Origin of the sequence: Marinobacterium lutimaris (assembly GCF_900108065.1) — a bacterium.
Lineage (GTDB): Bacteria > Pseudomonadota > Gammaproteobacteria > Pseudomonadales > Balneatricaceae > Marinobacterium_D > Marinobacterium_D lutimaris.
The window spans coordinates 1,293,146-1,315,373 of sequence record NZ_FNVQ01000001.1; the positions used below are offsets into that span (position 1 = coordinate 1,293,146).

Genomic DNA, 22,228 nt, shown 5'->3' on the forward strand with positions numbered 1-22,228 from the left:
GATAACTCAACCCCCTCAGGAATGAGGACAGAAACTCAGCTCTTCGCTCATAAGACGACAAAGGCGCTCACGAATATCATTCAGCTGTTCATCGGTATAGGGAACCGCCGGCACCTTGCCCCACACCGGAGCCGGCCAGGCCGGATCATTCTCCTGACGCACAACGTGATGGATATGCAGCTGGGGCACCATGTTACCCAGCGCGGCAATATTCATCTTTTTCGCCTGAAACAGATCGGCGAGATTCTCCGCCAGAAAACCGGACTCCTTCATCAGCTCTGCCTGATCATCCAGCGAGAGATGATAGACCTCGGTGACATCGGCTCGCCGCGGCACCAGGATAAACCAGGGATAGTTTGCGTCATTCATTAACAGCAACTGACAAAGCGGAAAATCGCCCAGATTGATCGTATCGGCCTTAAGCTGCGGCGCCAGCTCAAATTCAAGCTCGAGTTCGTCCATAATGCTCCTTTCAGACACTGCTAGAAATGGTTAGGCTTTTCGCTTGAGCCATCCTTGCTCCTGCACATCAGGAACAAACACCACCCAGGAAATTATAGGTCACGATGCCGGATATCAGACTGCACAGCAAGATCGAAGAGATCCCGAAGGAAGACTGGAACGCACTCTGCGGCAACGATTACCCTTTTCTGCGTCACGAATTTCTCGACGCTCTGGAGCGCTCGGGCAGCGTTACCGCAAAGGCCGGCTGGCAACCGGTACACCTATCCATTTGGCAGGATGATGCACTGATCGGCGTCATGCCGCTCTACCTCAAGAGCCACTCCTGGGGCGAGTACGTGTTTGACTGGTCTTGGGCGGATGCCTGGTCGCGCAACGGGCTCGACTATTACCCAAAACTGCTGACCGCCATCCCTTTCACTCCAGCCACTGGACCTCGATTTGGCATAAAGCTGCCGGAGAATGAAAGCATCGCCCTGCTAAGCCAGGCTCTGCAGCAGATAGCAGAGAGGTTTGACGCCTCTGGCTGGCACGGTCTGTTTATCGAACCCAGGCTGAGAGAGACCTGCGAACAAAACGGTCTTATGACCCGCCTCGGTACCCAGTATCACTGGTTTAACCGCAACTACCAGTCGTTCGACCATTATCTGGAACACTTCACCTCACGCAAGCGCAAAAACCTGCGTAAAGAGCGAGAGAAGGTCGCGCGTCAGGGGGTTAGCCTGACAACCCTGGAAGGCAGTGAGATTACAGAAAGCCATCTGGACCAGTTCTACAACTTCTATCAACTCACTTACCTCAAACGAGGCCGACAGGGCTATCTGACGCGGGAGTTTTTCACCCTGCTGCGCGAATCCCTGCCCGAACATCTGGTGCTGGTGATAGCCGAACATGAGCAGCACCCTGTCGCGGGCGCACTATCCCTCAAGAGCAGCGACTGCCTGTACGGGCGCTACTGGGGCTGCCTTGATGAATTCGACAGCCTGCATTTCGAAACCTGCTACTACCAGGGCATCGACTACTGCATTCGCAAGGGCCTCCAGCGCTTCGACCCCGGCGCCCAGGGCGAGCACAAGATCCAGCGAGGCTTCGAGCCGGTCGAAACCTGGTCCGCTCACTGGCTCAGGGAAAGCGGTTTTCACCCGGCGCTGCGCAACTTCCTTGCCGAGGAGCAGGAACTACTCCGCGAAGAGATGCTCAGGCTTGCACAGGGACTTCCGTTCCGCCAAAGCGACAACTGAGCGATTGACCCAGATCAACACCCCGCCCCGGCCGCAAAAGCGACCAGCAACCAGGCCTGATGCACCCGCAAAACCACCAACCGTATGATACCGCGGAATTTTTCGAATCAGACCACGGCTATCACCGCATCTGCAGCATGAGACAAAACTAACCTCTGACCTATTTGAATGAAAATTCCTCTACGCAGAGCGCTAGCATGAGGTAGACACTGACCTAGACTAATTAACGCAGAGCAACGAATAACCCTAAAAAGCGCTCAGCGCAAAGGAGGTTTAACGATGTTGACCTATGAAGAGTGCCTTGCGATGTCAGATCTGACCGAAGAAGAGATCGATGCAATCGCGGTGCATGAGCATATGGATACCATGATTGCGATGGCACTGGGTCACTATCTTGTCACCCACGACGGTGAACAGAAGATCCGTCAGATTATTCTTGATGACATCAACGAAGCGCGGAAGGCCGGAGACCCGGCAAAAGAAAGACTGCTTCGGGGCGTATTACAGCACTTTATCACCACTCATCCGGCACACAGCCGGAGCGCGGTCGCCTGAACACACTTCAGGCTATACGCACGCCCCATTGCGGGGCGCGCGCCTTACTACAGCCAATAAAAAATCAGTGAACAGAGACCTCATACTTTTTCTGAATGGCGATCAGAGCAGGCTGGATATCCAGCGGCGCATACTTCATCGCCTCCTCAAACAACTCTTTATTCTCCTCAGACAGCCGCTCCTCTTCAGACATAGCTGAAAGTTTGCGCATGGCTTCCATAAACTTGGGGTGGGGAGTGGTTTCACTCATGATGCGGCCTCCTCGGCTGAGTTAAGGTCTGCGCGGCACCGACCAGCGGCACCCACACCCCTATTTTGCATATGCGTGCCTGCACAGCAATGGGGTTTTATTCATTTTTAACCGATAAAAAAGCTCAACTTTTAGAGAAACACTCGGAATCTACAGTCAACCACACTGCAGAACCCAAGACTAAAAAGCAAAAAGCCCCGCAATTGCGGGGCTTGGCGTCAGGATCTTCGCGGCTTATTTAGCAGCGGCTTTGGCTTCTTCAATCCAGCCATCGAAGACAGACTGGTTGGCCTTGATCCAGCTGGCAGCATGACGTTCCATCGCCTCGGGAGAGTCTTCTCCCTGAGTGATCATCATGTTCTGCGCACTAACCGCATTGATCGGCAACCTCATGATCTCAAACAGCTTCGCCGCAGCCGGGTTCTCTGATGCCCACTCCTTGTTGGCGACGATGCGCTCGGAGTTGATATCAAAGCCGTAGTTCTTGCCATTGGGCAACGCGGTATCAGTACCGTTCGGGTTAGCGGAGTAAGGGACCTCGAGCCATACCACATCCTTACCCGGTACGAGACGCCCAGATACCCAGTATGGCGTCCAGGTGTAATAGAAGATCGGCTCTCCGGCATCGTAACGCGCGATCGTATCTGAGATGATCGCCGCATACTGACCCTGGTTATGGTTGACGCTATCACGCAGACCGAACTCATCCAGCTGATATTCGATCACGCCTTCACAGCCCCAGCCAGCCTGACAGCCCGTCAGATCCGCCTTGCCATCGTTATTGGTATCGAAGATTTTGGCGATCTCGGGATCCTTGAAATCCTCGATATTATCGATGCCGTACTCTTCTGCGGTTTTCTTGTCGATCAGGTAGCCCTGAGCCGCGCCCTCGATGTACTTGCCTTTACGGAAGAAAACATCATCACCACCGGCGTTGTCGTACATCTGGTTATGCAGAGGATCCCAGTTGACCGCCATAAAGGTCGCGTCGCCATTGGCGATCGCGGTGTAACCGGCACTGTAATCTACCTCGCGAATCGGGGCAGCCTCGTAACCCAGCGCTTCCAGCGCCTTGTTAACGATCAGAGTCTGAAAGGTCTCTTCGGTGATGGTGCTCTGCACACCCTGAACCTCAACACCTTCACCCGGCAGCGACTCAGCCATAACTGCCGAGCTGACAGCCAGGGCCAGACCAGCAGCAATAAACTTCGCACTTCGCATAAATCCGCTCCTTAATTGGATTTTGACACAAATCGTTTGTACACCATCCCCACCGGGCCGCTCTCGTACCAGTGGCGCGTGCCACGGCTACGGGCATCCCGACCCAGGGACTGGGTCAAGCGATCAAGAATGATGGCAAGAATAACGATACCGACACCGCCCACAGTGGCGAGACCAATATCCAGGCGACCAATACCCCGCAGAACCATCAGGCCGAGACCGCCTACAGAGATCATCGAAGCGATGACCACCATCGACAGACACAGCATCAAGGTCTGGTTAACACCCGCCATAATGGTTGGCATCGCCAGGGGCAGCTGCACCCGGGTCAGCAATTGGCGTTTACTCACACCAAAGGAGTTGGCCGCTTCAATAAGATCACCCGGTACCTGGCGAATACCCAGATTGGTGAGACGGATTACCGGCGGCACCGAGAAAATAATGGTCACGACGACACCCGGTACATTACCGATACCGAACAGCATCACGATCGGCACCAGGTAAACAAAGGCCGGCGTGGTCTGCATCGCATCGAGAATAGGTCGTACTATTCCGTTAACCCGCTCACTGCGGGACATCCAGATACCGGTCGGAATACCGACCAGCGCACAGAAAAATACCGCCGTCAGCACCAGCGACAGCGTCGTCATCGCCTCCTGCCAGGCGCCAATAGCACCAATGATCGGCAAGCTGATCAGCGCGCCAATGGCCAGACGCCCGCTGGCAAGCTGCCAGGCGAGCAGCGTAAAAATCAGAATAATCAACGGGGCCGGCGCCGCAGTCAGCAGCCCGTCAACGCCGCTAAGCAGCGCATCGATCGGCATTTTGATAGCGGTAAAGAAGGGGCGAAAGTTACTCACCACCCAATCAAGACCGTTCTCGACCCAACCCTCCAGCGGAATCAGAGTTTCCTGGAAGGGATGCAGCCAGTCAAAGCTGGTGGGCTCGTCAATCGCCGACGTATTGGTGAGCCAATCCTGACCGCTGGTATCCGAAGCACCCCAGGGATCAGACTGCTCCGAGGCCGCCCCCCAGGGATCGCTGCTTTGATCGGATGCCGCACCCCAGGAATCCTGGGCCGGCGCACTCTGTTGCTGTTCACTCATCGCCTTCGCCCTCCCGATCCAGGGTTTCCAAAAGAACAGCCTTGCTGATCACTCCCAGGTATTTGCCATCTTCATCAACCACCGGCACGCTGCACGGCGCCTGCGCCACTGTACCGATCAGCTCGCCCACCGGCTGCTTTGCCGGCAGACTCGGAACATTCTCAAGGTAGGAGCTTTCGAGGTTGCCATCCTGCTTGAGCTGCTCGGTCATGGAGCTGACCGAAACGGCACCGATATAACGGCTTTCCCGATCCACCACATAACCGTATTCGCGATCGTTATCCTTAAGCAGCCGCAGTGCAGAGCGCAGCTGATTACCCGATTCCTTGCGAATAATCGTCGCCTGGCGTCGTTTGGCGATATCCTTGGCGCAGAACACGTTGCTCACATCGACGCCACGGAAGAAACTGCGCACATAATCGTTGGCTGGATTATTGAGAATCTCATCCGGCGTCCCTACCTGCACGACGACCCCGCCCTGCATGATGGCGATGCGATCGCCGATACGCATGGCTTCGTCCAGATCATGGGAAATAAATACAATGGTGCGTTTGTGCTGATGCTGGAGGGCGACAAGCTCATCCTGCATACCGGTGCGGATCAGCGGATCCAGCGCCGAAAACGCCTCATCCATCAGCAGGATATCCGGGTCGTTGGCGAGCGCGCGAGCCAGCCCTACGCGCTGCTGCATACCGCCCGAAAGCTCATCCGGATAGGAGTTGGCCTGAGCCTCAAGCCCCACCTGCTTGAGCGCATGCAGCGCTTTCTCATGCCACACGCTGACCGGTTCACCGGCTATCTCAAGCCCAAAGGCTGTGTTGTCGAGCACACTCATGTGCGGCATCAGAGCGAAGGACTGAAACACCATAGCGATCTTGCGGCGACGCACCTGCTGAAGCGCACGCTCATCGATGGCCGCGATATCCTCGCCGTCGATCAGCACCTGGCCGCGGGTTGGCTCGATAAGTCGGTTGAGAAGACGTACGAGAGTGGATTTACCGGAGCCTGAAAGCCCCATTACAACGAAGATTTCGCCTTCGTTGATGCTCAGGTTGGCATCGTGAACACCAACAGTCAGCCCTGTGCGGGCAAAAATCTCGTCTTTGGCGACACCCTGCTCCAGGAGCTTGAAGGCTTCGGAGGGCTCATCTCCGAATATTTTGTAAAGGTTCTTAACTTCCAGTTTGACAGTCATGCAATACCGATCAGGTTTCGAACAGATAAGTTGTCGCCCCGCACGCTGGCGACACCTGAATGCTTCCCTGCTTCGGGTGGTTGACCGACCTTACTGTCGTGAAAAATAGACCATCCGATCAGGAAGCCTTTTTCAAACTAACCGTTTATATCGAAAAGATAAAGATCGTATTGCGATTGATTTTTTTAGGTAAGCCGCTCAATGGCTGGTCGAGAGGATCGAAGAACTTCGAACATTGAGCCTCTCTCGACAACTATGCACCAAGATGCATCACGGCGTAACCACGCGCACCAAAACCCAGCAAAACAGCATATTAGATAGACGGGGATCAGAATTTGCTGCCAGCAGCCAGCTGATCACGAGCCTGGGTATCTGCGGGATCCTCCCCTAGCCAGTCACCTATCTGCCCCCGGACAAGCTGCTCCAATGCATCGATATGCGATACTTCGTCATTCAGTGCAGGAATGTACTGGTAATCCGTGCCACCCGCTTCCAGAAAATAATCTCGGTTTTCCACGCCGATCTCCTCGATGGTTTCCAGGCAGTCCGCAGAAAACCCCGGGCAGTAAATCTGCACCGAACGCACACCCTGTGCAGGTAGCGATTTCAGCGTTTCATCGGTATAAGGCTTGAGCCACTCTTCACGACCAAAACGGGACTGGAAAGTGGTCAAACAAAACGCCTCATCAACCCCGAGACGTTGCGCCAATAGACGAGAAGTAGCCCGACATTCACAGTAGTACGGGTCACCTGAGAGAAGATAGCGCTTAGGAACACCATGGTATGAAAGCAACAGCCGGTCGGGCTGCCCTTTCTCCGCCCAGTGTTTTTCGATCGCCTGCGCCATCGCCTCAATGTAGGGTGGAAAGTCATGGTAATGAGATACGAAACGCAGGTCAGGCAGCCAGCGACGGGCAGAAAAATCAGCAGCAAGGGCATCAAAGGTAGACCCGGAGGTAGCACCGCTGTACTGCGGATATAGAGGCAAAACCAGTAATTTACGCACGCCTCGATCCTGCATCGACTGCAGAACGCTGGCTATAGACGGATTACCGTAACGCATGGCGAAATCGACGATGACCGGCTTACCCGCAGCGCTGGAGAAGCGCACAGACAGCGCCTGTGCCTGATTACGGGTGTGCACCAGCAGTGGCGAGCCCTCATCGGTCCATACCTGGCGGTAAGCCTCAGCAGAGCGCTTGGGGCGGATATTAAGAATCACGCCATTAAGAATCAGCCACCAGATCGGACGCGGCACCTCAACGACACGCGGGTCCCAGAGAAACTCCTTGAGATAGCGGCGCAGCGCTGGCGTTGTCGGCTCATCGGGCGTGCCCAGGTTGGTCAGCAAAATGCCGATGCCATCTTGCTGCAGGTGTTCGAAATTCGTTGCCGACCGGTATTTCATTAGCTGACCTTCTCCGCATAACTCTCTGATAAAACTGCAGTAGCAGTGTACTCAAGAGGCTATACGTGGACCAGCACGAAGCGGCTCACCCCTGATTCTGCGCAACCAGCCTTGCCGGGTTTACCCCGCTGCTTTCAACCACTGACTCCGGATCCCGCGACAGGCGGATCGGCTTTTCATTTTCGTCAAAGAACAGCAGCAGAGCGCCCTCTGGCGTGAAGCGACTGGTGTATACATTCTCCAGCCGGTTCAGCAGCAGGCGCTCCTGCATCATGACCGGGTCGGCACAGATACGTCGCGTAACTTTAATCGACTGCAGCGCAAGCTCTTCGTTGCCGGTGAGCATATAGTCACCAAGAAAACGGTTGCAGCCCGCTAGACCACCGACGCGACTGCGGTCGTCAAAAGCGATAACCAGAGGTTTGGTAGTATCGATGGCGCGATCGCCAATAGACTGGATAAGCCAACGGCCGGACAGCGCGCCCGCTCGCTGGGAATAAAAGACTTCGACAACATCGGCAGAGGTCAAGGCTGACGGCTGATCGGCCACCTGATTCCCGCTGCACGCTGAAAGCACGACGCTCATCGTGAGTACTGAGATATACCCACACATCCTCCTGATCATCATTGTCACCTCCCTGCGACCGAGCTCCGTAAGTAACCACTAATATTATATCTAATTTACGTTTTTACCAGCCTGAACCTTGGTACAAGTAGAAACTCCGTAGCAGGCAAACAAAAACGGCCTCAAAAGAGGCCGTTACGTAGCAAATCTAAAGCGATATCAGATATCGATTACATCAAACTCTACCAGCGGGCTCACATCCGCTTCGTAATCGATGCCGTCGATACCAAAGCCGAACAGCTTCAGGAACTCGTCCTTATAAAGCGCGTAATCGGTCAGATCGAACAGATTCTCGGTGGTCACCTGCGGCCAGAGTTCGCGGCACGCCTGCTGAACCTCTTCACGCAGCTCCCAATCATCCATACGGAAGCGGTTACCTTCGTCCATCTGGGCCTCGGCGCCATACAGACCGGTGTTAAACAAACGATGCACCTGCTCCATGCAGCCTTCGTGCAGACCCTGCTCGCGCATAACGCGGAATACCATGGACAGGTACAGCGGCATTACCGGAATTGCAGAGCTCGCCTGAGTCACGACGGACTTGAGTACAGCCACGTTGGCCTGACCACCTTCGGCGCCCAGCATGGTGTTCAGCTCGCCTGCTGCACGATCGAGATCCTGCTTCGCCTTGCCCAGCGCACCGTGCCAGTAAATCGGCCAGGTGATATCGGTACCGATGTAGCTGTAGGCCACGGTTTTGCAACCCGGCGCCAGCACGTCAGCTTCTTTCAGAGCATTGAGCCAGAGTTCCCAGTCTTCGCCACCCATCACGGTAACGGTGTCTTCGACTTCCTGCTCGGTAGCCGGCTCGATTTCGGCTTCGATGATGCAATCTTTATTGGTGTCGATCGCCGTAGAGCGGTACGGCTCGCCGATCGGCTTCAGTGCGGAACGCACGACCTCACCGCTATCCGGCATTTTACGGACCGGTGACGCCAGGGAGTAAACCACCAGGTCAACCTGACCCAGGTCTTCCTTGATCAGGTCAACGACCTTCTGCTTGGCATCGTGGGAGAAGGCATCGCCGTTCAGACTCTTGGCATACAGCCCCTCTTCCTTGGCGAGACGATCAAAGGCAGCTGCGTTGTACCAACCGGCCGTACCGGTTTTCTTCTCGGTGCCCGGCTTTTCAAAGAACACACCGATGGTAGCGGCACCGCTGCCAAACGCCGCAGCGATACGGGACGACAGACCGTAACCGCTGGAGGAACCGATCACCAGCACCTTTTTCGGGCCGTTTTCGATGCTTCCCTGGGCACGCGTGTATTCGATCTGCTCGCGCACATTGGCTTCACAGCCGGTCGGGTGAGTGGTTGTACAGATAAAACCGCGGATTTTTGGTTTGATAATCATCGTCTATCTATCGGTGTCCGTCAGGTGAATTTCAGAGGCGCTAAGATAACCCATTTTAGCAGGCAACAACAGCAAGGCCCGGGATACCTGCGATACAGGTCATTTTGAGCGCTGAACGCAAGTCTAGAGCCGTAGCTGCTGGTAACGGGTAAAGCAGCGTTTCAGCGCCAGGTTCACGACGATCAATGTCCCCACAGCTGTTGCTCCCACCATCATCAGCATCACCAGAATCTGGTAGCGCACCGCCTGGGCTGGATCCACACCCGCCAGGATCTGGCCGCTCATCATCCCCGGCAGGGATACCAGCCCCACCGTCATCATTGCATTGACCGATGGAATCATACCGGCGCGTATCGCATCCCGCCGCAACCGCAGGCAGGACTCCTGCCAATTTCCACCAAGGCTGAGTATCAACTCAACCTCCGCCCTTTGCTCACGCAAGCTTTTGAATAGACGCTCCAGCGCAATTGAAATCGCATTCATTGCGTTGCCGGCGATCATCCCACCCAGCGGAATAAAGTACTGCGGCGTGTACCAGGGCTGTACCTGCACCACTGCGCTGGTGACAAAAAGGGTAATCAGTGTGAAGGTGACCGCCATGGATACAAAGGTGGGACCCAGGATCGCGACCTTCGACTCATCCACCCGGCCACGAATGGCATGAGCCGCCCAGAACAGCATCCAGAGATAGAGCAGCAGAATGAGCCAGGGATTGTGGAGATCGAACACGAACTGCAGCAGATAGCCCACCAAAGCCAGCTGCGCAAAGGTACGGATAGTCCCGACCAGCAGGTCACGCTCCATCTTAAGGCGGTAAAAAAGGGAGGCGCCGGCGGCGAGCAGAATAAACAGCAGCGATATCAGCAGCTGCCCCCAGCCGATTTCGACCACATTCATGCTGCCGGCTCCAGTCTGTTAGATACAAAACGGTAATGACGCCCCTGGAAACCCTCAAGCGGCTGATGACTGACAACCACCTGCGCCATCCCCTCGAGACTGGCCCGCTCCAGAAGCCGCGCAACCAGGGCGGCATTTTGCTCATCCAGCGCCGCTATCGGCTCATCGCAGAGCAGCACCTCAGGCTTTAGCAGCAGACGCTGCAACAGTGCGACGCGTGCCTTTTGCCCCGGAGACAGATTCCTGGCGTCGGTATCGAGCGAAATATTGAGATCCAGACTTTCAAGCTCCTCGCGCATCGCCTTATCACCGGGTAACGGCGCGCAACTCACCCGCAACGAAAAAGCCAGGCAGAGGTTATCGCGCACACTGCCTTCAAGCATCACTGGCGTCTGCGGCAGGTAAGCCACGCATCGACGCAACTGCGCCGGCGCCCAATCCGCCAGTAATTTCCCCTTAACGCTGATTTTTTCTTCACCGCCTGGCTCGAGCATGCACAGGTGGCGCAGCAGCGTCGACTTACCGCAACCCGAAGGCCCCGTCAGCAAAACGCGCTCACCCGTCTTAATAGAAAGATCCGTGGCTTCAAGCAGCAGAACTTCGCCCCGCTGCAATGTCAGTCCACGACAGCCGATTAATTCCATCCTTTTAACGCCCCCGAGCCCAATTACCGCCACCGTCTTCGCGGTTGCACAATGTTCGTTTACACTTTTACAAAAGCTGAAACAGTCGTTGGTTAAATTATGCTGTCTCAGCTGCTTACTTAACTTGACCCAACCCTGCCTGGACAAGGAAAACACTATGGACGATCTGCACGGATACTATCTCGAAGACCTGGAAGTCGGAATGAGCGCCTCTTTCGCAAAAACAATTTCGGAATCCGACGTTTACCTGTTCGCCGGCATCTCCGGCGATAACAACCCGATGCACGTCAACGAAGAATACGCCAGCCAGACCCCGTTCGGCGGCCGTATCGTCCACGGCATGTTCAGCGCCGCGCTGATTTCCACCGTAGCCGGCACCCGCCTGCCAGGCCCAGGCTGCATCTATGTGGATCAGCAGATCAAGTTCCGTGCGCCCGTTCATATCGGCGACACCGCCCGCGCTTCGATCACCGTTACCGAGATCAACGAGCGTCGCGCACGTATCATCTGCCGCACCGACGTCCATGTTGGCGACAAGCTGGTGGCAACCGGTGAAGCAACCTTCATGGTGGACCGCCGCCCGGTTCCGGCAGAGTAAATCTGCCGGCAACGACGAAAGTCTGCTTTGCTTCGCTGCAACAGGACTTTAAGATCCGCATGCGAAAATAATAAGAACACTCGAACAAATACGGATTTTCATGGAAAAGATTCTGGTAAGCGCCTGCCTGCTGGGCGCTGAAGTACGTTACGACGGTAAGCACAACCTCATCGACCACCCGGTGATCGCCCGCTGGAAACAGGAGGGCCGCCTGGTGGCTCTCTGCCCTGAGGTATTGGGCGGCCTGCCCACCCCAAGGCCTCCCGCCGAAGTTCAGTCCCGCTTTCCGCTTCTCGTCACCAGCCGGGACGGCGAAGATTTTACTCCGCAGTTTCTCTCCGGCGCTGAACAGGCTTCGGATATCGCCCGCGCCCAGGGCTGCTGCTGCGCGTTGATGAAGGCACGCAGCCCCTCCTGTGGCAACCGCTCCAGCTATGACGGCAGCTTTACCGGCCGCCTGATCAGTTCACCAGGCGTCACCGCCAACGAACTTATCCGCGAAGGCACCCCGGTTTTCAACGAAGAAGAGATCGAGCAGCTTATCAGCTTCATCGAGTCCCGTGAGCAGCATCTGGATGCAGAACCGGACCGGCTCCGCTATGCGACTTGTGACTGAGCCCCCTCACCCCTAAAATGAGGGCCATTTTTCAACGGGAACAAGCGGAATCATGCGAGCAAGTAACTATCTTATTGCCACACTGAAAGAGACTCCGGCGGATGCCGAGGTTATCAGCCATCAGCTGATGCTGCGCGCGGGCATGATCCGCAAACTGGCGGCTGGCCTTTACACCTGGCTGCCGATGGGACTGCGCACCCTGCGCAAGGTTGAGCGCGTGGTCCGCGAAGAGATGGACGCCGCCGGCGCCCAGGAAGTGCTGATGCCGGCAATTCAGCCCGCAGAGCTGTGGCAGGAATCAGGCCGGTGGGAACAGTACGGTCCCGAACTGCTGCGTGTCAGCGATCGCCACGACCGCGAATTCTGCGTTGGTCCGACCCACGAAGAAGTGATCACCGACATGATCCGTCGTGAGCTGCGCAGCTACAAACAGTTGCCGGCCAACTTCTACCAGATCCAGACCAAGTTCCGCGACGAGATCCGCCCCCGTTTCGGCGTAATGCGCTCCCGCGAGTTCATCATGAAGGACGCCTACTCCTTCCACGCCGACCGCGACTCCCTGCAGGAAACCTACGACAAGATGTACAACGCGTACATCCGCGTCTTTACCCGCCTGGGCATGGACTTCCGTCCGGTGCTGGCTGACACCGGCTCCATCGGCGGCAGCTCCTCCCACGAGTTCCACGTTCTGGCCGCTTCCGGCGAAGACGACATCGCCTTTTCCGACAGCAGCGACTACGCCGCCAACGTGGAACTGGCGGAAGGGCTGGCACTGGGCGAGCGCGCTGAAGCGACCCAGGAGATGCACCTGGTCGACACCCCGAACGCCAAGACCATCGCCCAGCTGGTCGAGCAGTTCAACCTGCCGATCGAGAAAACCGTCAAGACCCTGATCGTAGCCGCCAGCGAAGAGTGCGAAGCGGACTTCGTCGCCCTGCTGGTACGTGGCGACCACGAACTGAACGAACTCAAGGCGGAAAAACTGCCGCTGGTTGAATCTCCGCTGCGCATGGCCACCGAAGATGAGATCCGCCCGCTGCTCGGCGCAGGCCCTGGCTCCCTCGGCCCGTTGAACCTGCCGATTCCGTGCATCATCGACCGTAGCGTCGCCACCATGAGCGACTTCGGCGCCGGCGCCAACATCGAAGACAAGCACTACTTCGGCATCAACTGGGACCGCGATCTGCCCACTCCGGAAGTCGCCGACCTGCGTAATGTGGTCGAAGGTGATCCGAGCCCCTGCGGTAACGGCAAACTGTCGATCAAGCGCGGCATTGAAGTCGGTCACGTCTTCCAGCTGGGCAGCAAGTACTCGAAAGCGATGGAAGCCACCGTACTCGACGAAAACGGTAAAACCATCGAGATGGAAATGGGCTGTTACGGCATCGGTATCACCCGTGTGGTCGCCGCCGCCATCGAGCAGAACTACGACGACAAGGGTATCGTCTGGCCTCAGGCCCTGGCGCCCTTCTCTGTTGCGCTGGTACCGCTGAACTACGACAAGTCCGACGCCGTCAAAGCCAAGGCGGACGAGCTGTACGAAGCACTGACCAAAGCCGGTATCGATGTACTGCTGGATGACCGCAAGGAGCGTCCGGGCGTGAAATTCGCCGACATGGAGCTGATCGGTATTCCGCACCGCCTGGTGATCTCCGATCGCGGCCTGGGTAACGGCACCCTGGAATACAAGGCGCGTACCGACGCCGAGTCCCGCGACATCCAGGTCGACGAAGCACTGGAGTTTATCCGCTCCGCCCTCGCCTGATCTGGCTATAAGCAATACGAAAACGGCGCCCATCGAGCGCCGTTTTTTTGTTGGGCATCGTTAGGATATGAAGAGCACACGCGGTCAACCACCAAGCCTTAAATAACTACCCTGCCAGCGTCAATCGGCGCGGGGCGCACCTCCTACTGGTCGTAGCGGATAATAAAACCGTGAAAACAACGCATCGGCAGGGTTTCCTGCTCCAGCCTATCGACCTGGGCGTAATCCGGGCCTGTTCTGAGCTCAGCCAACACCTGCTCCACAACGCTTTGCTCACCACAGATCATCGCCTCTACAGAGCCATCAGGCAGGTTACGCACCCAGCCGGTCGCCCCCAAAACCTGCGCCTGCTGCTGGGTAAAACGCCGAAAACTGACTCCCTGAACCCGGCCACTGACTCGGACACGAGCACATAACTCAGACATTCTCTTTCTCCGCTTCGACCTGCTCCCTGGAGGCCTCGCGAGTGACACAACCAGCGCCGGAAAAAAGCGCAGTCAGGGTCAGGTCCAGCTGATGTTTGCGCTCTGTCTGCAGTTTTTCAAGACGTTTGCTAACCACCCCTTTCCATCCCTCGACCTCCCGGTCCAGCCCTGCAGGCAGCGGCCAGGGCAACAACGCCTGAAACTGCGCCAGGGTGATCGACGATAGATCACGGCTCAGCAGATAGTGTCCCTGCTCGGTGCGACGCAAAAGCCCGGCATCCATCAGAAGCTGCATATAGTCGTCCCAGCGTCCCTGATCCAGAGCCGCCACATCCTGCAGCAGTCGACTGTCTTCCAGCGGTTCTCCCATCTGTTGCGCTTGCCAAAGACGCTCCAGCACCTCCAGCAACGTGTAGAAATGCGGTTCGCGCCGGGTTCTGCGGCCCTGGTGATAGATCGTCAATGCACGGGACAATTCGGCACCGAGCAGGATGATGGTCCAGCAGATAAAGATCCAGACGAGAAACAGCGGTACCGCCGCGAACGCGCCATAGATCAATTCGTAGGAGGGAAACTGGGTAACAAAGAGCGCAAAGCCCCGCTTGGCCAACTCAAACATTACCGCTGCGGCAAGCCCGCCAAAGAATGCGTTTTTGAGCGGCACTCGGCAGTTAGGTACTGCGGCGTATAAAAGCGTGAAGGCACACATGGACAGCAGCGGCGGCACCAGCGACAAAAGTCTTGCCCGCCCTACCATCTCACTGGCGCTGTAGAAGAACGGCAGCGACGCAACATAGGAGGTCAGCAGCAGGCCAAGACCGATCAACACAGGCCCAAGGCTGAGTACGGCCCAGTACAACAGGAAACTGGACATACCCCGGCGGGGTTCGCTGACACGCCAGATACGGTTAAGCGCCGCCTCGATATTCTTCATCATCATGATCGAGGTAATGACCAGGAACACCACACCGATGGCGGTGAGCTTACGCGCCTGGGAGGTAAACCCCTGCAGGTACTCCTGCACCACATCACCGGTGGCCGGCACGAAATTCTGGAATATCCAGCCCTGCAGCTGCTCACCCAGGCCCTGGAACGAAGGCACCGCCGCCAGCATGGCGTAAGACACGGTCATCAGTGGCACCACCGCAAACAGCGTGGTGTAGGTTAGCGCCGCAGCATTGAGTATGCCCTGATTGCTCTGGTACTGACGCACCAGGTCGCGGACAAAAAGCAATGCAGTGGGCCATGGGCGTTTGATCATCTGTGATCCTTTAAAACCGGCGGGTTGCTTTGTAACCTACTGACAAGTCTATACAATAGGCTGCCAGAACTACCAATGAAAGACCTCCACGGAGCCCACATGGCGATCACTATCTATCACAACCCCCGCTGCTCAAAATCACGCGAAACTCTGCGGCTGCTGCAGGACAAGGGCATCGAACCCGAGGTTCGCGAATACCTCAAGGACGTTCCTTCCAGCGAGGAGCTGAAAGAGGTCCTGGGCAAACTCGGTATCGCTCCGCGTGACCTGCTGCGCAAGAAAGAAGCAGAATACAAGGAAGCGGGGCTGGATGACGCATCCGTTAGCGATGAGGCGGTCATTGAAGCGATGACTCAGTATCCGAAGCTGATCGAGCGCCCGATCGTGATCAACGGTGACCAGGCCCGTATCGGCCGTCCGCCGGAATCTGTTCTGGAGATTCTGGGTTGAGCGACGCCTACGTTCTCGTTCTCTATTACAGCCGCCACGGCGCCACCCGCACCCTGGCGCGACATATCGCCCGGGGTATCGAAGAAAGCGGCGTCCGCGCACTGTTGAGAACGGTACCGCCAGTATCCGCCCTCTGCGAAGCCGCGGCACCTGCGGTACCGGATGAGGGCGCGCCCTACTGCACCGAACAGGATCTGGCACAATGCTCTGGCCTGGCGCTTGGCAGCCCCACCCGCTTTGGCAATATGGCGGCGCCGATGAAGTACTTTATCGATTCCACCTCCAGCCTCTGGCTCTCAGGCGCGCTAATCGATAAGCCCGCCTGCGTGTTCTCCTCCAGCGCCTCCATGCACGGCGGCCAGGAAACCACGCTGCTGAGCATGATGCTGCCACTGTTGCACCACGGCTGTGTCTTGGCTGGCCTGCCCTATAGCGAGTCCGGCCTGAATGAAACCCAGGGCGGCGGCACACCCTATGGCGCTACTCATGTAGCCGGTAGCGATGGCAAACGCGCGGTAGACGACACCGAGCTTGCACTCTGCCTCGCGCAGGGACGTCGCCTGGGCAAGCTCGCCAAGACTCTCGCGCCAAGAACCTGAGGAAGCTCTTAACTCATGACCCTTGCCTGTAAAACCCGCGCCAGCCGCATACTGACACTGGCCAGTTACTTTGGCCTGCTGCTGCTGTTCACCCTCTGGTACATGCTTATTCTGCCGGCCCAGGCGGAACACCCCTGGGTGATCTGGCTGGTGCACGTAGTGCCCCTGGCAGCTTTTATGCCGGTGGTAATCAAGGGCTACCCTCGCGGCCATGCCTGGCTCTGCTTCGTGCTGCTGATCTATTTCACCGAGGCTGTACTTGCTTCGCTGGTGCCGGCTACCCGCTGGCTCGGCCTGATCGATGTAGCCCTGATTTGTACCCTGTTCACCAGCGCCATGATGTTCGCTCGCTGGCAGAGCCGCCTGACCAAGGCTCAACAACATGCAGCACAGGGCTGATCCGATTCGCCTGAGACGCGACTTCCCGATTCTTTCTTCGCGCGTCCACGGCAAGCCCCTGATCTACCTCGATAACGCGGCGACCACGCAGAAACCCCGCAGCGTTATCGACACCATCAGCAACTACTACAAACGCAGCAACGCCAACGTCCACCGTGCAGCTCACGCCCTGTCGGCAGACGCGACGCTGGCGTTTGAGCAGGTGCGTCAGGAGCTGGCTGACTGGATCGGCGCCACCAGCCAGAACGAAATCGTCTGGACCCGCGGTACCACCGAGGCGATCAATCTGGTCGCCTACAGTTTCCTCAAGCCGAGGCTCAAGCCCGGCTCGCGTATTCTGCTGCTGGAAACCGCTCACCACGCCAATATCGTGCCCTGGCAGCAGGTAGCAAGGGAAGCCGGCGCCGTTATCGACGTAATGCCCTGCGCTCAGGGTGAAATCGACCTGTCTCGTTTCGGCGAATTGCTCAGCCGCGGTCCCGCCATTGCCGCTATCAGCCACGTTTCCAATGCGCTGGGCAGCATCTACCCGATTAAAGCGATGTGCCGCATGGCAAGGGAAGCACAGGTCCCGGTGCTGATCGACGGCGCTCAGGGGCTGCCACACACGGACATTGATGTAGCGGATCTAGGCTGCGACTTCTACGCGTTCTCTGGCCATAAGCTGTTTGGGCCCACCGGCATCGGCGCACTCTGGGCACGTGAAGAGATCCTTGAGCAGATGCCACCCTGGCAAAGCGGCGGCGAGATGATTGAGCAGGTCAGTTTCGAAGAAACCCGGTTCGCCGGCCTGCCTTTCCGGTTTGAGGCCGGCACGCCAAATATTGCCGGCGTCATAGGGCTGGGAGCCGCCATCCGATATCTGCGAGAAACCGATCGTGCAGCCATGGAGCAGCACGAGCAAAACCTGCTCCGGCACGCTCTTGAGTGCTGCCAGCAGGTTCCGGGGTTTCGCTCACTGGCAGCCGGGCCAGATCAGGCGGCCCTGTTCTCCTTTCTGATCGATGGCCAGCACCCCCAGGATGTAGCGCTCTGGCTGGACCGGCAGGGAATCGCGGTGCGCGCAGGCCATCACTGCGCCATGCCGCTGATGAGCGCGCTCGGCATTCCTGGTTCGATCCGCGCTTCCTTCGCCTTCTACAACACCCTGGATGAAGCCGAGGCTCTGGCGTCCGCTTTGCAGCAACTGGTCGACCAGTCACGTAGCCAGGTGCACGGCGCCAGCGTGGCAAACCAGTGCCAAGGTGTTGACGAAACCCTGTTGCAAGAACTCCATGCTGCACCCGACTGGAACAGTCGTTACAGCATCCTGATGCAGATCGGCAGCGACTTGCCGCCACTACCCGGCAGCTGGAAAACGGATGAGTATCGCCTGCACGGCTGTGAAACCCGCGTCTGGATGGTAACAAAAGTCGATGAAGAGGGCCGGATGGCGTGTCTTGCGGACGCAGATGCGCGTATACTAAGAGCCCTCCTTGGCCTCCTACTACAAAATATCAATGGCCTGACCCCACAGGAAGTGCTTGAGCTGGATTTGCCTGAGCGGATTCGCGAACTCGATCTGGAACGAAACCTGAGCCCAAGTCGCGGCAATGGTCTGAACGCCATGATCGATGCACTCCTGAGTTTTGCTCGGTTGCAACACACTAACCCAACCAATCCCCAGCCTTGATCCGGGAAGTCATTATTCATGAATCTCAATGACCTCAGCCTGTTCATACGCGTTGTAGAAACCGGCAGTTTTACCTCTGCCGCCGAAACGCTGAACGTGCAGAAATCGACTATCAGCCGCCGTATTGCGCAGCTGGAAGATGGACTGGGTGTGCGCCTGATTCAGCGTACCACCCGTAAAATCAAACTCACCCTCGAAGGGCGCGAACTGTTCGAACGCAGCCGTGAACTGATCGGCCAGCTGGAAGTGGTGCGCGACGAGATCGCCGCCGACTCTCACGAGCTGCGCGGACGCCTGCGCATGACCATGCCCAGCGAACTGGGCACCATGTTGATGACCGAGGTTATCGCCAGCTTCATCCGTGAATATCCGTCCCTGGACGTGGATGTTGAACTGAGCACCCGTGCCGTAGATCTGATCGAAGAAGGTATGGACCTGGCGCTGCGTATGGGCCCCTTGCCCGACTCTTCGATGATTGCACGCCGTATCGCCAGCCTCAGCCGCGGTCTCTACGCGAGCCCCAAATACCTCGAAAAGAACGGCCAGCCGAAAACGCCGGAAGACCTGGCGCAGCACCAGTGCATCACCCTGGTAAAACCTTTCGATACCTGGCGCTTTATGGACTGGAACGATGGCGAGCCGGTGACCTACGGCGGCCAGCTGCGTACCAACAGCCTGAGCTTTGCCCGCGAAATGGCGGTGGAAGGCACCGGCATCTGCCGTATGCCGAGAGTCTTCCTCAACAACCAGGTGGAAGAAGGCAAGCTGGTTGAAGTGCTGACCGACTTCACCATGACGCCTACCGAGATCAACGCCGTTTATGCCAGCCGTCGCAACCTGACGCCAAGGGTACGCGCGTTCCTCGACCATATGACGGAAAGCCTGCAGAACCATCCCTGGATTTCCAACTGCACCAGCTGATGAGCGGAAGGGTTTAATCCCTTAGCGTCAAACGCCAGAATTCAGCCCGCCGCAGCCTTCGACCTGGACCTGCTCTTTGTCGAGCCACTGCGGCTGGTTGAGGCCTTGCGCTTCTGCCCCTTGCGTCTCGGCCTGCTGTTGGAAGGTACGCCCCTGAGACTTTCAGGCACGCTGCCGCCAAGCTCGTCGACCAACTCCCGCAGCGACACACCGAGCGCATCCATAAACTGGTCATAGCGCCCTTCTCGCCGCGCCATCGCATCCAGCGAAGACTCCCAGTGTGCGGTCAGATCAGGTTTGCTTACTCGCTCCGGCAAAGCGTCGATCAACCCTCGTCCTGCCTGGCTCGATTTGAGCGTTTTACCCTGACGCTGCAGATAACCCCGTTTGACCAGCAGCTCGATAATCCCCGCCCGGGTCGCCTCGGTGCCGAGACCATCGGTTTCACGCAGGATCTTTCGCAGGCTGTTATCGCTGACAAAGCGGGCAATCCCCGTCATCGCTGCCAGCAGCGTCGCATCGGTAAACGGCTTCGGCGGCTGCGTCTGCTTATCGATCACCTCGCCCTTCTCGCACAGCAGTTGATCGCCGACCTCAACACGCGGCAGCTCATCCGCTTCTTTCTCACCCTTACCAAGCAGCGCTTTCCAGCCTGCTTCCAGCGTCTGCCTGGATTTTGCGATAAACAGGCCGCTCTCGATGCGCAGTTGAAGCTCCGTATCGGCATAGCGCCAGTCCGGATAAAACTGCATCAGGTACTGACGTGCGACCAGGCCATAGACCTTGCGCTCATCGGCGGACAAGCGCTCCACCGGTACCGCCTTGGAGGTCGGAATAATCGCATGATGAGCCTCTACCTTTTTATCGTTCCAGGCGCGCCCACGACGGGAGGTATCCGCATTTTTAACCGCATCGTCCAGATTTGAATCGCTCTGACCGATGGCCCGCATCACCGCGGGTGCTTCACCATGATGCTCCTGCGGCAGATAGCGACAGTCAGAACGCGGATAGGTGATGGCGCGATGTTTTTCATACAGCGACTGACAGGCATCGAGCACCGCCTGGGCACTGAGCCCAAACGCCTTTGAGGCATCGATCTGCAGAGCCGACAGATTAAAAGGCAGAGGCGGCGGCTGCTTGCCGGGCGCACGCTTCGCCTGCTCCACCAGCGCCTCTTTGCCGCCGATCCGCTCGGCTACATTTTCAGCCAGCTTACGGCTGAGGATGCGGCCCTCGTCATCCTGCCAGCGAGCGCAAGCCTCGCTGGGCACCCAGGTGGCGGAAAAACGTTCGCCCGCCGGAGTCAGCAGATGCGCCTTAACCTCGTAAAAGGGTTTGCTGACGAACGCCTCTATCTCCCTGTCCCGGGTGACCACCAACCCCAGCACGGGGGTCTGCACCCGCCCCACCGATAGCAGACCGTCGTATCCGGCCTTACGCCCCTGCAGGGTCAGCGCGCGCGTCAGATTGATCCCGTAGAGCCAGTCGGCACGGGAACGCGCCAGCGCTGAAACAGAGAGGGGTACAAATTCGCTGTTGCTGCGTAACTTCGCCAGCGCCTTGCTCACCGCTGAAGGATTCAGATCGGAGATCAGCAGGCGCTGGATGCCGCGTTTTTTACTGTCGCTAACCTTGAGGTAATCGAACACCTCATCGACCAGCAGCTGCCCTTCGCGGTCACTATTACAAGTACTAATTTGTGAAAAAGTGTAAGACATTGATTTGGTTGATATTTCCATACTTTCACACTTTTAACGATTTTTCACAAATTTGCTGCTCATACCAGCCTAACGAGAAACCGTATCCATCGTCGTCTACATTCAAGACATCTTCAAAAAGTACCTGGCTTATTCTGCATTGTGGGATATTAAATGGCCTTTTATATCGTGTAACAGTCCAGCCTTCATTCTTTGCACGAAATAGAAGATGCTCAAAAATCTCAATGACCGCGTTACGAGAAAGATTTCTTTTATAATCGCCAACTCTTATACGTGCCAATATGATTTTAATACTTGACCAAAGAAGGCTGATCACTTGCCCTGTATTATAATACAAAAATGCTTCTCTTATAATAAGCTCAGTCTTTCTTCCAGTATAAATTTCTAGTTTATATTTATCAGAAGAAAACTCCAAAAATTGTAAGCAGTCATGTACCGCAATATCTACCAATAGATCCATCAAAGAGCCACTGTTCTCTTTGAAATTGTATGAAGATATTTTATGACTCAAAAAATTAGCATATTCGGTATAGCTGTCTACTTCGTCTGGCAATGAAATATTTACAGATCCAGCATATTGAAAGATTTCCGATTCATCATTACACACAAGATCATAAATTGGTTTGTACTTATAAATCTTATTTTCCAAAAATAGATAATTAAGTAACTTTCTATCCAACGATCTAGTGGGAGAAAACAAGCCACTTGGAGTAATTAGCAAACCCAGAAACAAAATAAGATTTTCATCCATTAGTGATTTAATCACGGAGTAAATCAGGATTGAATTTACCAGGTCTTTATCATCCTCCAACCTCAAATCAGACATAATAACCACCGAAAATGAGCG

General features: G+C 56.5%; 24 protein-coding genes. 10 read left to right on the forward strand and 14 right to left on the reverse strand.

Going from position 1 to position 22,228, the window contains the following annotated elements; genetic code table 11:
* Positions 1–15 precede the first annotated feature (15 nt).
* Entirely contained in the window at positions 16–462 is a 447-nt protein-coding gene (locus C4S72_RS05735; protein WP_104002068.1) for an HIT domain-containing protein, read from the reverse strand.
* A gap of 104 nt (positions 463–566) precedes the next feature.
* On the opposite strand from C4S72_RS05735, the gene C4S72_RS05740 reads away from it, so the two are divergent.
* Together C4S72_RS05740 and C4S72_RS05745 are read left to right on the forward strand one after the other, a co-directional pair.
* Positions 567–1,703, forward strand: coding sequence for a GNAT family N-acetyltransferase (locus C4S72_RS05740; RefSeq protein ID WP_104002069.1), 1,137 nt, complete (start codon positions 567–569; stop codon positions 1,701–1,703).
* Between the two features lie 279 nt (positions 1,704–1,982).
* Positions 1,983–2,258, forward strand: coding sequence for a hypothetical protein (locus tag C4S72_RS05745; RefSeq protein ID WP_104002070.1), 276 nt, complete (start codon positions 1,983–1,985; stop codon positions 2,256–2,258).
* A 64-nt stretch (positions 2,259–2,322) separates the two neighbouring features.
* Here C4S72_RS05745 and C4S72_RS05750 read toward each other — a convergent pair whose 3' ends face one another.
* From C4S72_RS05750 to C4S72_RS05790, 9 genes are all read right to left on the reverse strand, one after another.
* Positions 2,323–2,508 carry a hypothetical protein gene (locus C4S72_RS05750; RefSeq protein WP_104002071.1) on the reverse strand — a complete coding sequence of 62 codons (186 nt, stop codon included), beginning with the start codon at positions 2,506–2,508 and terminating at the stop codon, positions 2,323–2,325.
* 234 nt (positions 2,509–2,742) lie between these two features.
* On the reverse strand, positions 2,743–3,729 hold the full coding sequence (proX, locus tag C4S72_RS05755) for a glycine betaine/L-proline ABC transporter substrate-binding protein ProX (RefSeq protein ID WP_104002072.1): 987 nt from the start codon (positions 3,727–3,729) through the stop codon (positions 2,743–2,745).
* A gap of 11 nt (positions 3,730–3,740) precedes the next feature.
* Entirely contained in the window at positions 3,741–4,835 is a 1,095-nt protein-coding gene (gene proW, locus C4S72_RS05760) for a glycine betaine/L-proline ABC transporter permease ProW (RefSeq protein ID WP_104002073.1), read from the reverse strand.
* Positions 4,828–6,030: a glycine betaine/L-proline ABC transporter ATP-binding protein ProV gene (gene proV / locus C4S72_RS05765; protein ID WP_104002074.1), complete on the reverse strand. Its 1,203-nt coding sequence runs from the start codon at positions 6,028–6,030 to the stop codon at positions 4,828–4,830. Before proV ends, proW begins: the two co-directional genes overlap by 8 nt.
* Positions 6,031–6,358: 328 nt before the next feature.
* Positions 6,359–7,438 carry a ferrochelatase gene (gene hemH, locus C4S72_RS05770; protein ID WP_104002075.1) on the reverse strand — a complete coding sequence of 360 codons (1,080 nt, stop codon included), beginning with the start codon at positions 7,436–7,438 and terminating at the stop codon, positions 6,359–6,361.
* Between the two features lie 85 nt (positions 7,439–7,523).
* A complete protein-coding gene (locus C4S72_RS05775) occupies positions 7,524–8,066 on the reverse strand; it encodes an META domain-containing protein (protein WP_104002076.1) in 543 nt (180 codons plus the stop codon).
* Positions 8,067–8,222: 156 nt separating this feature from the next.
* Positions 8,223–9,416 carry an enoyl-ACP reductase FabV gene (gene fabV / locus C4S72_RS05780; protein ID WP_104002077.1) on the reverse strand — a complete coding sequence of 398 codons (1,194 nt, stop codon included), beginning with the start codon at positions 9,414–9,416 and terminating at the stop codon, positions 8,223–8,225.
* 123 nt (positions 9,417–9,539) lie between these two features.
* Entirely contained in the window at positions 9,540–10,313 is a 774-nt protein-coding gene (locus C4S72_RS05785) for an ABC transporter permease (RefSeq protein ID WP_104002078.1), read from the reverse strand.
* Entirely contained in the window at positions 10,310–10,957 is a 648-nt protein-coding gene (locus C4S72_RS05790; RefSeq protein ID WP_104002079.1) for an ABC transporter ATP-binding protein, read from the reverse strand. The genes C4S72_RS05785 and C4S72_RS05790 overlap by 4 nt, the downstream gene beginning before the upstream one ends.
* Positions 10,958–11,114: 157 nt before the next feature.
* Here C4S72_RS05790 and C4S72_RS05795 point away from each other — a divergent pair, with 157 nt between their 5' ends.
* The 3 genes from C4S72_RS05795 (at position 11,115) to C4S72_RS05805 (ending at position 13,936) form a co-directional block, all read left to right on the forward strand.
* Positions 11,115–11,555, forward strand: coding sequence for a MaoC family dehydratase (locus C4S72_RS05795; protein ID WP_104002080.1), 441 nt, complete (start codon positions 11,115–11,117; stop codon positions 11,553–11,555).
* Between the two features lie 100 nt (positions 11,556–11,655).
* Positions 11,656–12,171, forward strand: a complete 516-nt coding sequence (locus C4S72_RS05800; protein ID WP_104002081.1) for a DUF523 domain-containing protein — start codon at positions 11,656–11,658, stop codon at positions 12,169–12,171.
* Positions 12,172–12,223: 52 nt separating this feature from the next.
* Positions 12,224–13,936 (forward strand): proline--tRNA ligase, encoded by a 1,713-nt coding sequence (locus C4S72_RS05805; protein WP_104002082.1) that lies wholly within the window; start codon positions 12,224–12,226, stop codon positions 13,934–13,936.
* 143 nt (positions 13,937–14,079) lie between these two features.
* Here the strand turns inward: C4S72_RS05805 and C4S72_RS05810 are convergent, their stop codons facing one another.
* Both C4S72_RS05810 and C4S72_RS05815 read right to left on the reverse strand, forming a co-directional pair.
* Positions 14,080–14,361, reverse strand: a complete 282-nt coding sequence (locus C4S72_RS05810) for an acylphosphatase (protein WP_104002083.1) — start codon at positions 14,359–14,361, stop codon at positions 14,080–14,082.
* Positions 14,354–15,622, reverse strand: coding sequence for a virulence factor BrkB family protein (locus C4S72_RS05815; RefSeq protein ID WP_104002084.1), 1,269 nt, complete (start codon positions 15,620–15,622; stop codon positions 14,354–14,356). Before C4S72_RS05815 ends, C4S72_RS05810 begins: the two co-directional genes overlap by 8 nt.
* A gap of 99 nt (positions 15,623–15,721) precedes the next feature.
* On the opposite strand from C4S72_RS05815, the gene arsC reads away from it, so the two are divergent.
* The 5 genes from arsC to C4S72_RS05840 are packed head-to-tail and all read left to right on the forward strand — an operon-like array spanning position 15,722 to position 19,663.
* The gene (gene arsC, locus C4S72_RS05820; protein ID WP_104002085.1) at positions 15,722–16,072 is read left to right on the forward strand and encodes an arsenate reductase (glutaredoxin); all 351 of its coding nucleotides are present in this window, start codon (positions 15,722–15,724) and stop codon (positions 16,070–16,072) included.
* Positions 16,069–16,671, forward strand: a complete 603-nt coding sequence (gene wrbA / locus C4S72_RS05825) for an NAD(P)H:quinone oxidoreductase (protein WP_104002086.1) — start codon at positions 16,069–16,071, stop codon at positions 16,669–16,671. The genes arsC and wrbA overlap by 4 nt, the downstream gene beginning before the upstream one ends.
* Before the next feature lie 15 nt (positions 16,672–16,686).
* The gene (locus C4S72_RS05830) at positions 16,687–17,070 is read left to right on the forward strand and encodes a DUF2069 domain-containing protein (RefSeq protein ID WP_104002087.1); all 384 of its coding nucleotides are present in this window, start codon (positions 16,687–16,689) and stop codon (positions 17,068–17,070) included.
* On the forward strand, positions 17,054–18,742 hold the full coding sequence (locus C4S72_RS05835) for a SufS family cysteine desulfurase (RefSeq protein WP_104002088.1): 1,689 nt from the start codon (positions 17,054–17,056) through the stop codon (positions 18,740–18,742). Before C4S72_RS05830 ends, C4S72_RS05835 begins: the two co-directional genes overlap by 17 nt.
* Positions 18,743–18,760: 18 nt before the next feature.
* Entirely contained in the window at positions 18,761–19,663 is a 903-nt protein-coding gene (locus C4S72_RS05840; RefSeq protein WP_104002089.1) for a LysR family transcriptional regulator, read from the forward strand.
* Positions 19,664–19,704: 41 nt separating this feature from the next.
* Here the strand turns inward: C4S72_RS05840 and C4S72_RS05845 are convergent, their stop codons facing one another.
* On the reverse strand, positions 19,705–21,402 hold the full coding sequence (locus C4S72_RS05845) for a DNA topoisomerase III (protein WP_104002090.1): 1,698 nt from the start codon (positions 21,400–21,402) through the stop codon (positions 19,705–19,707).
* A 4-nt stretch (positions 21,403–21,406) separates the two neighbouring features.
* Positions 21,407–22,207 (reverse strand): hypothetical protein, encoded by an 801-nt coding sequence (locus C4S72_RS05850; RefSeq protein WP_104002091.1) that lies wholly within the window; start codon positions 22,205–22,207, stop codon positions 21,407–21,409.
* Between the last annotated feature and the right edge of the window lie 21 nt (positions 22,208–22,228).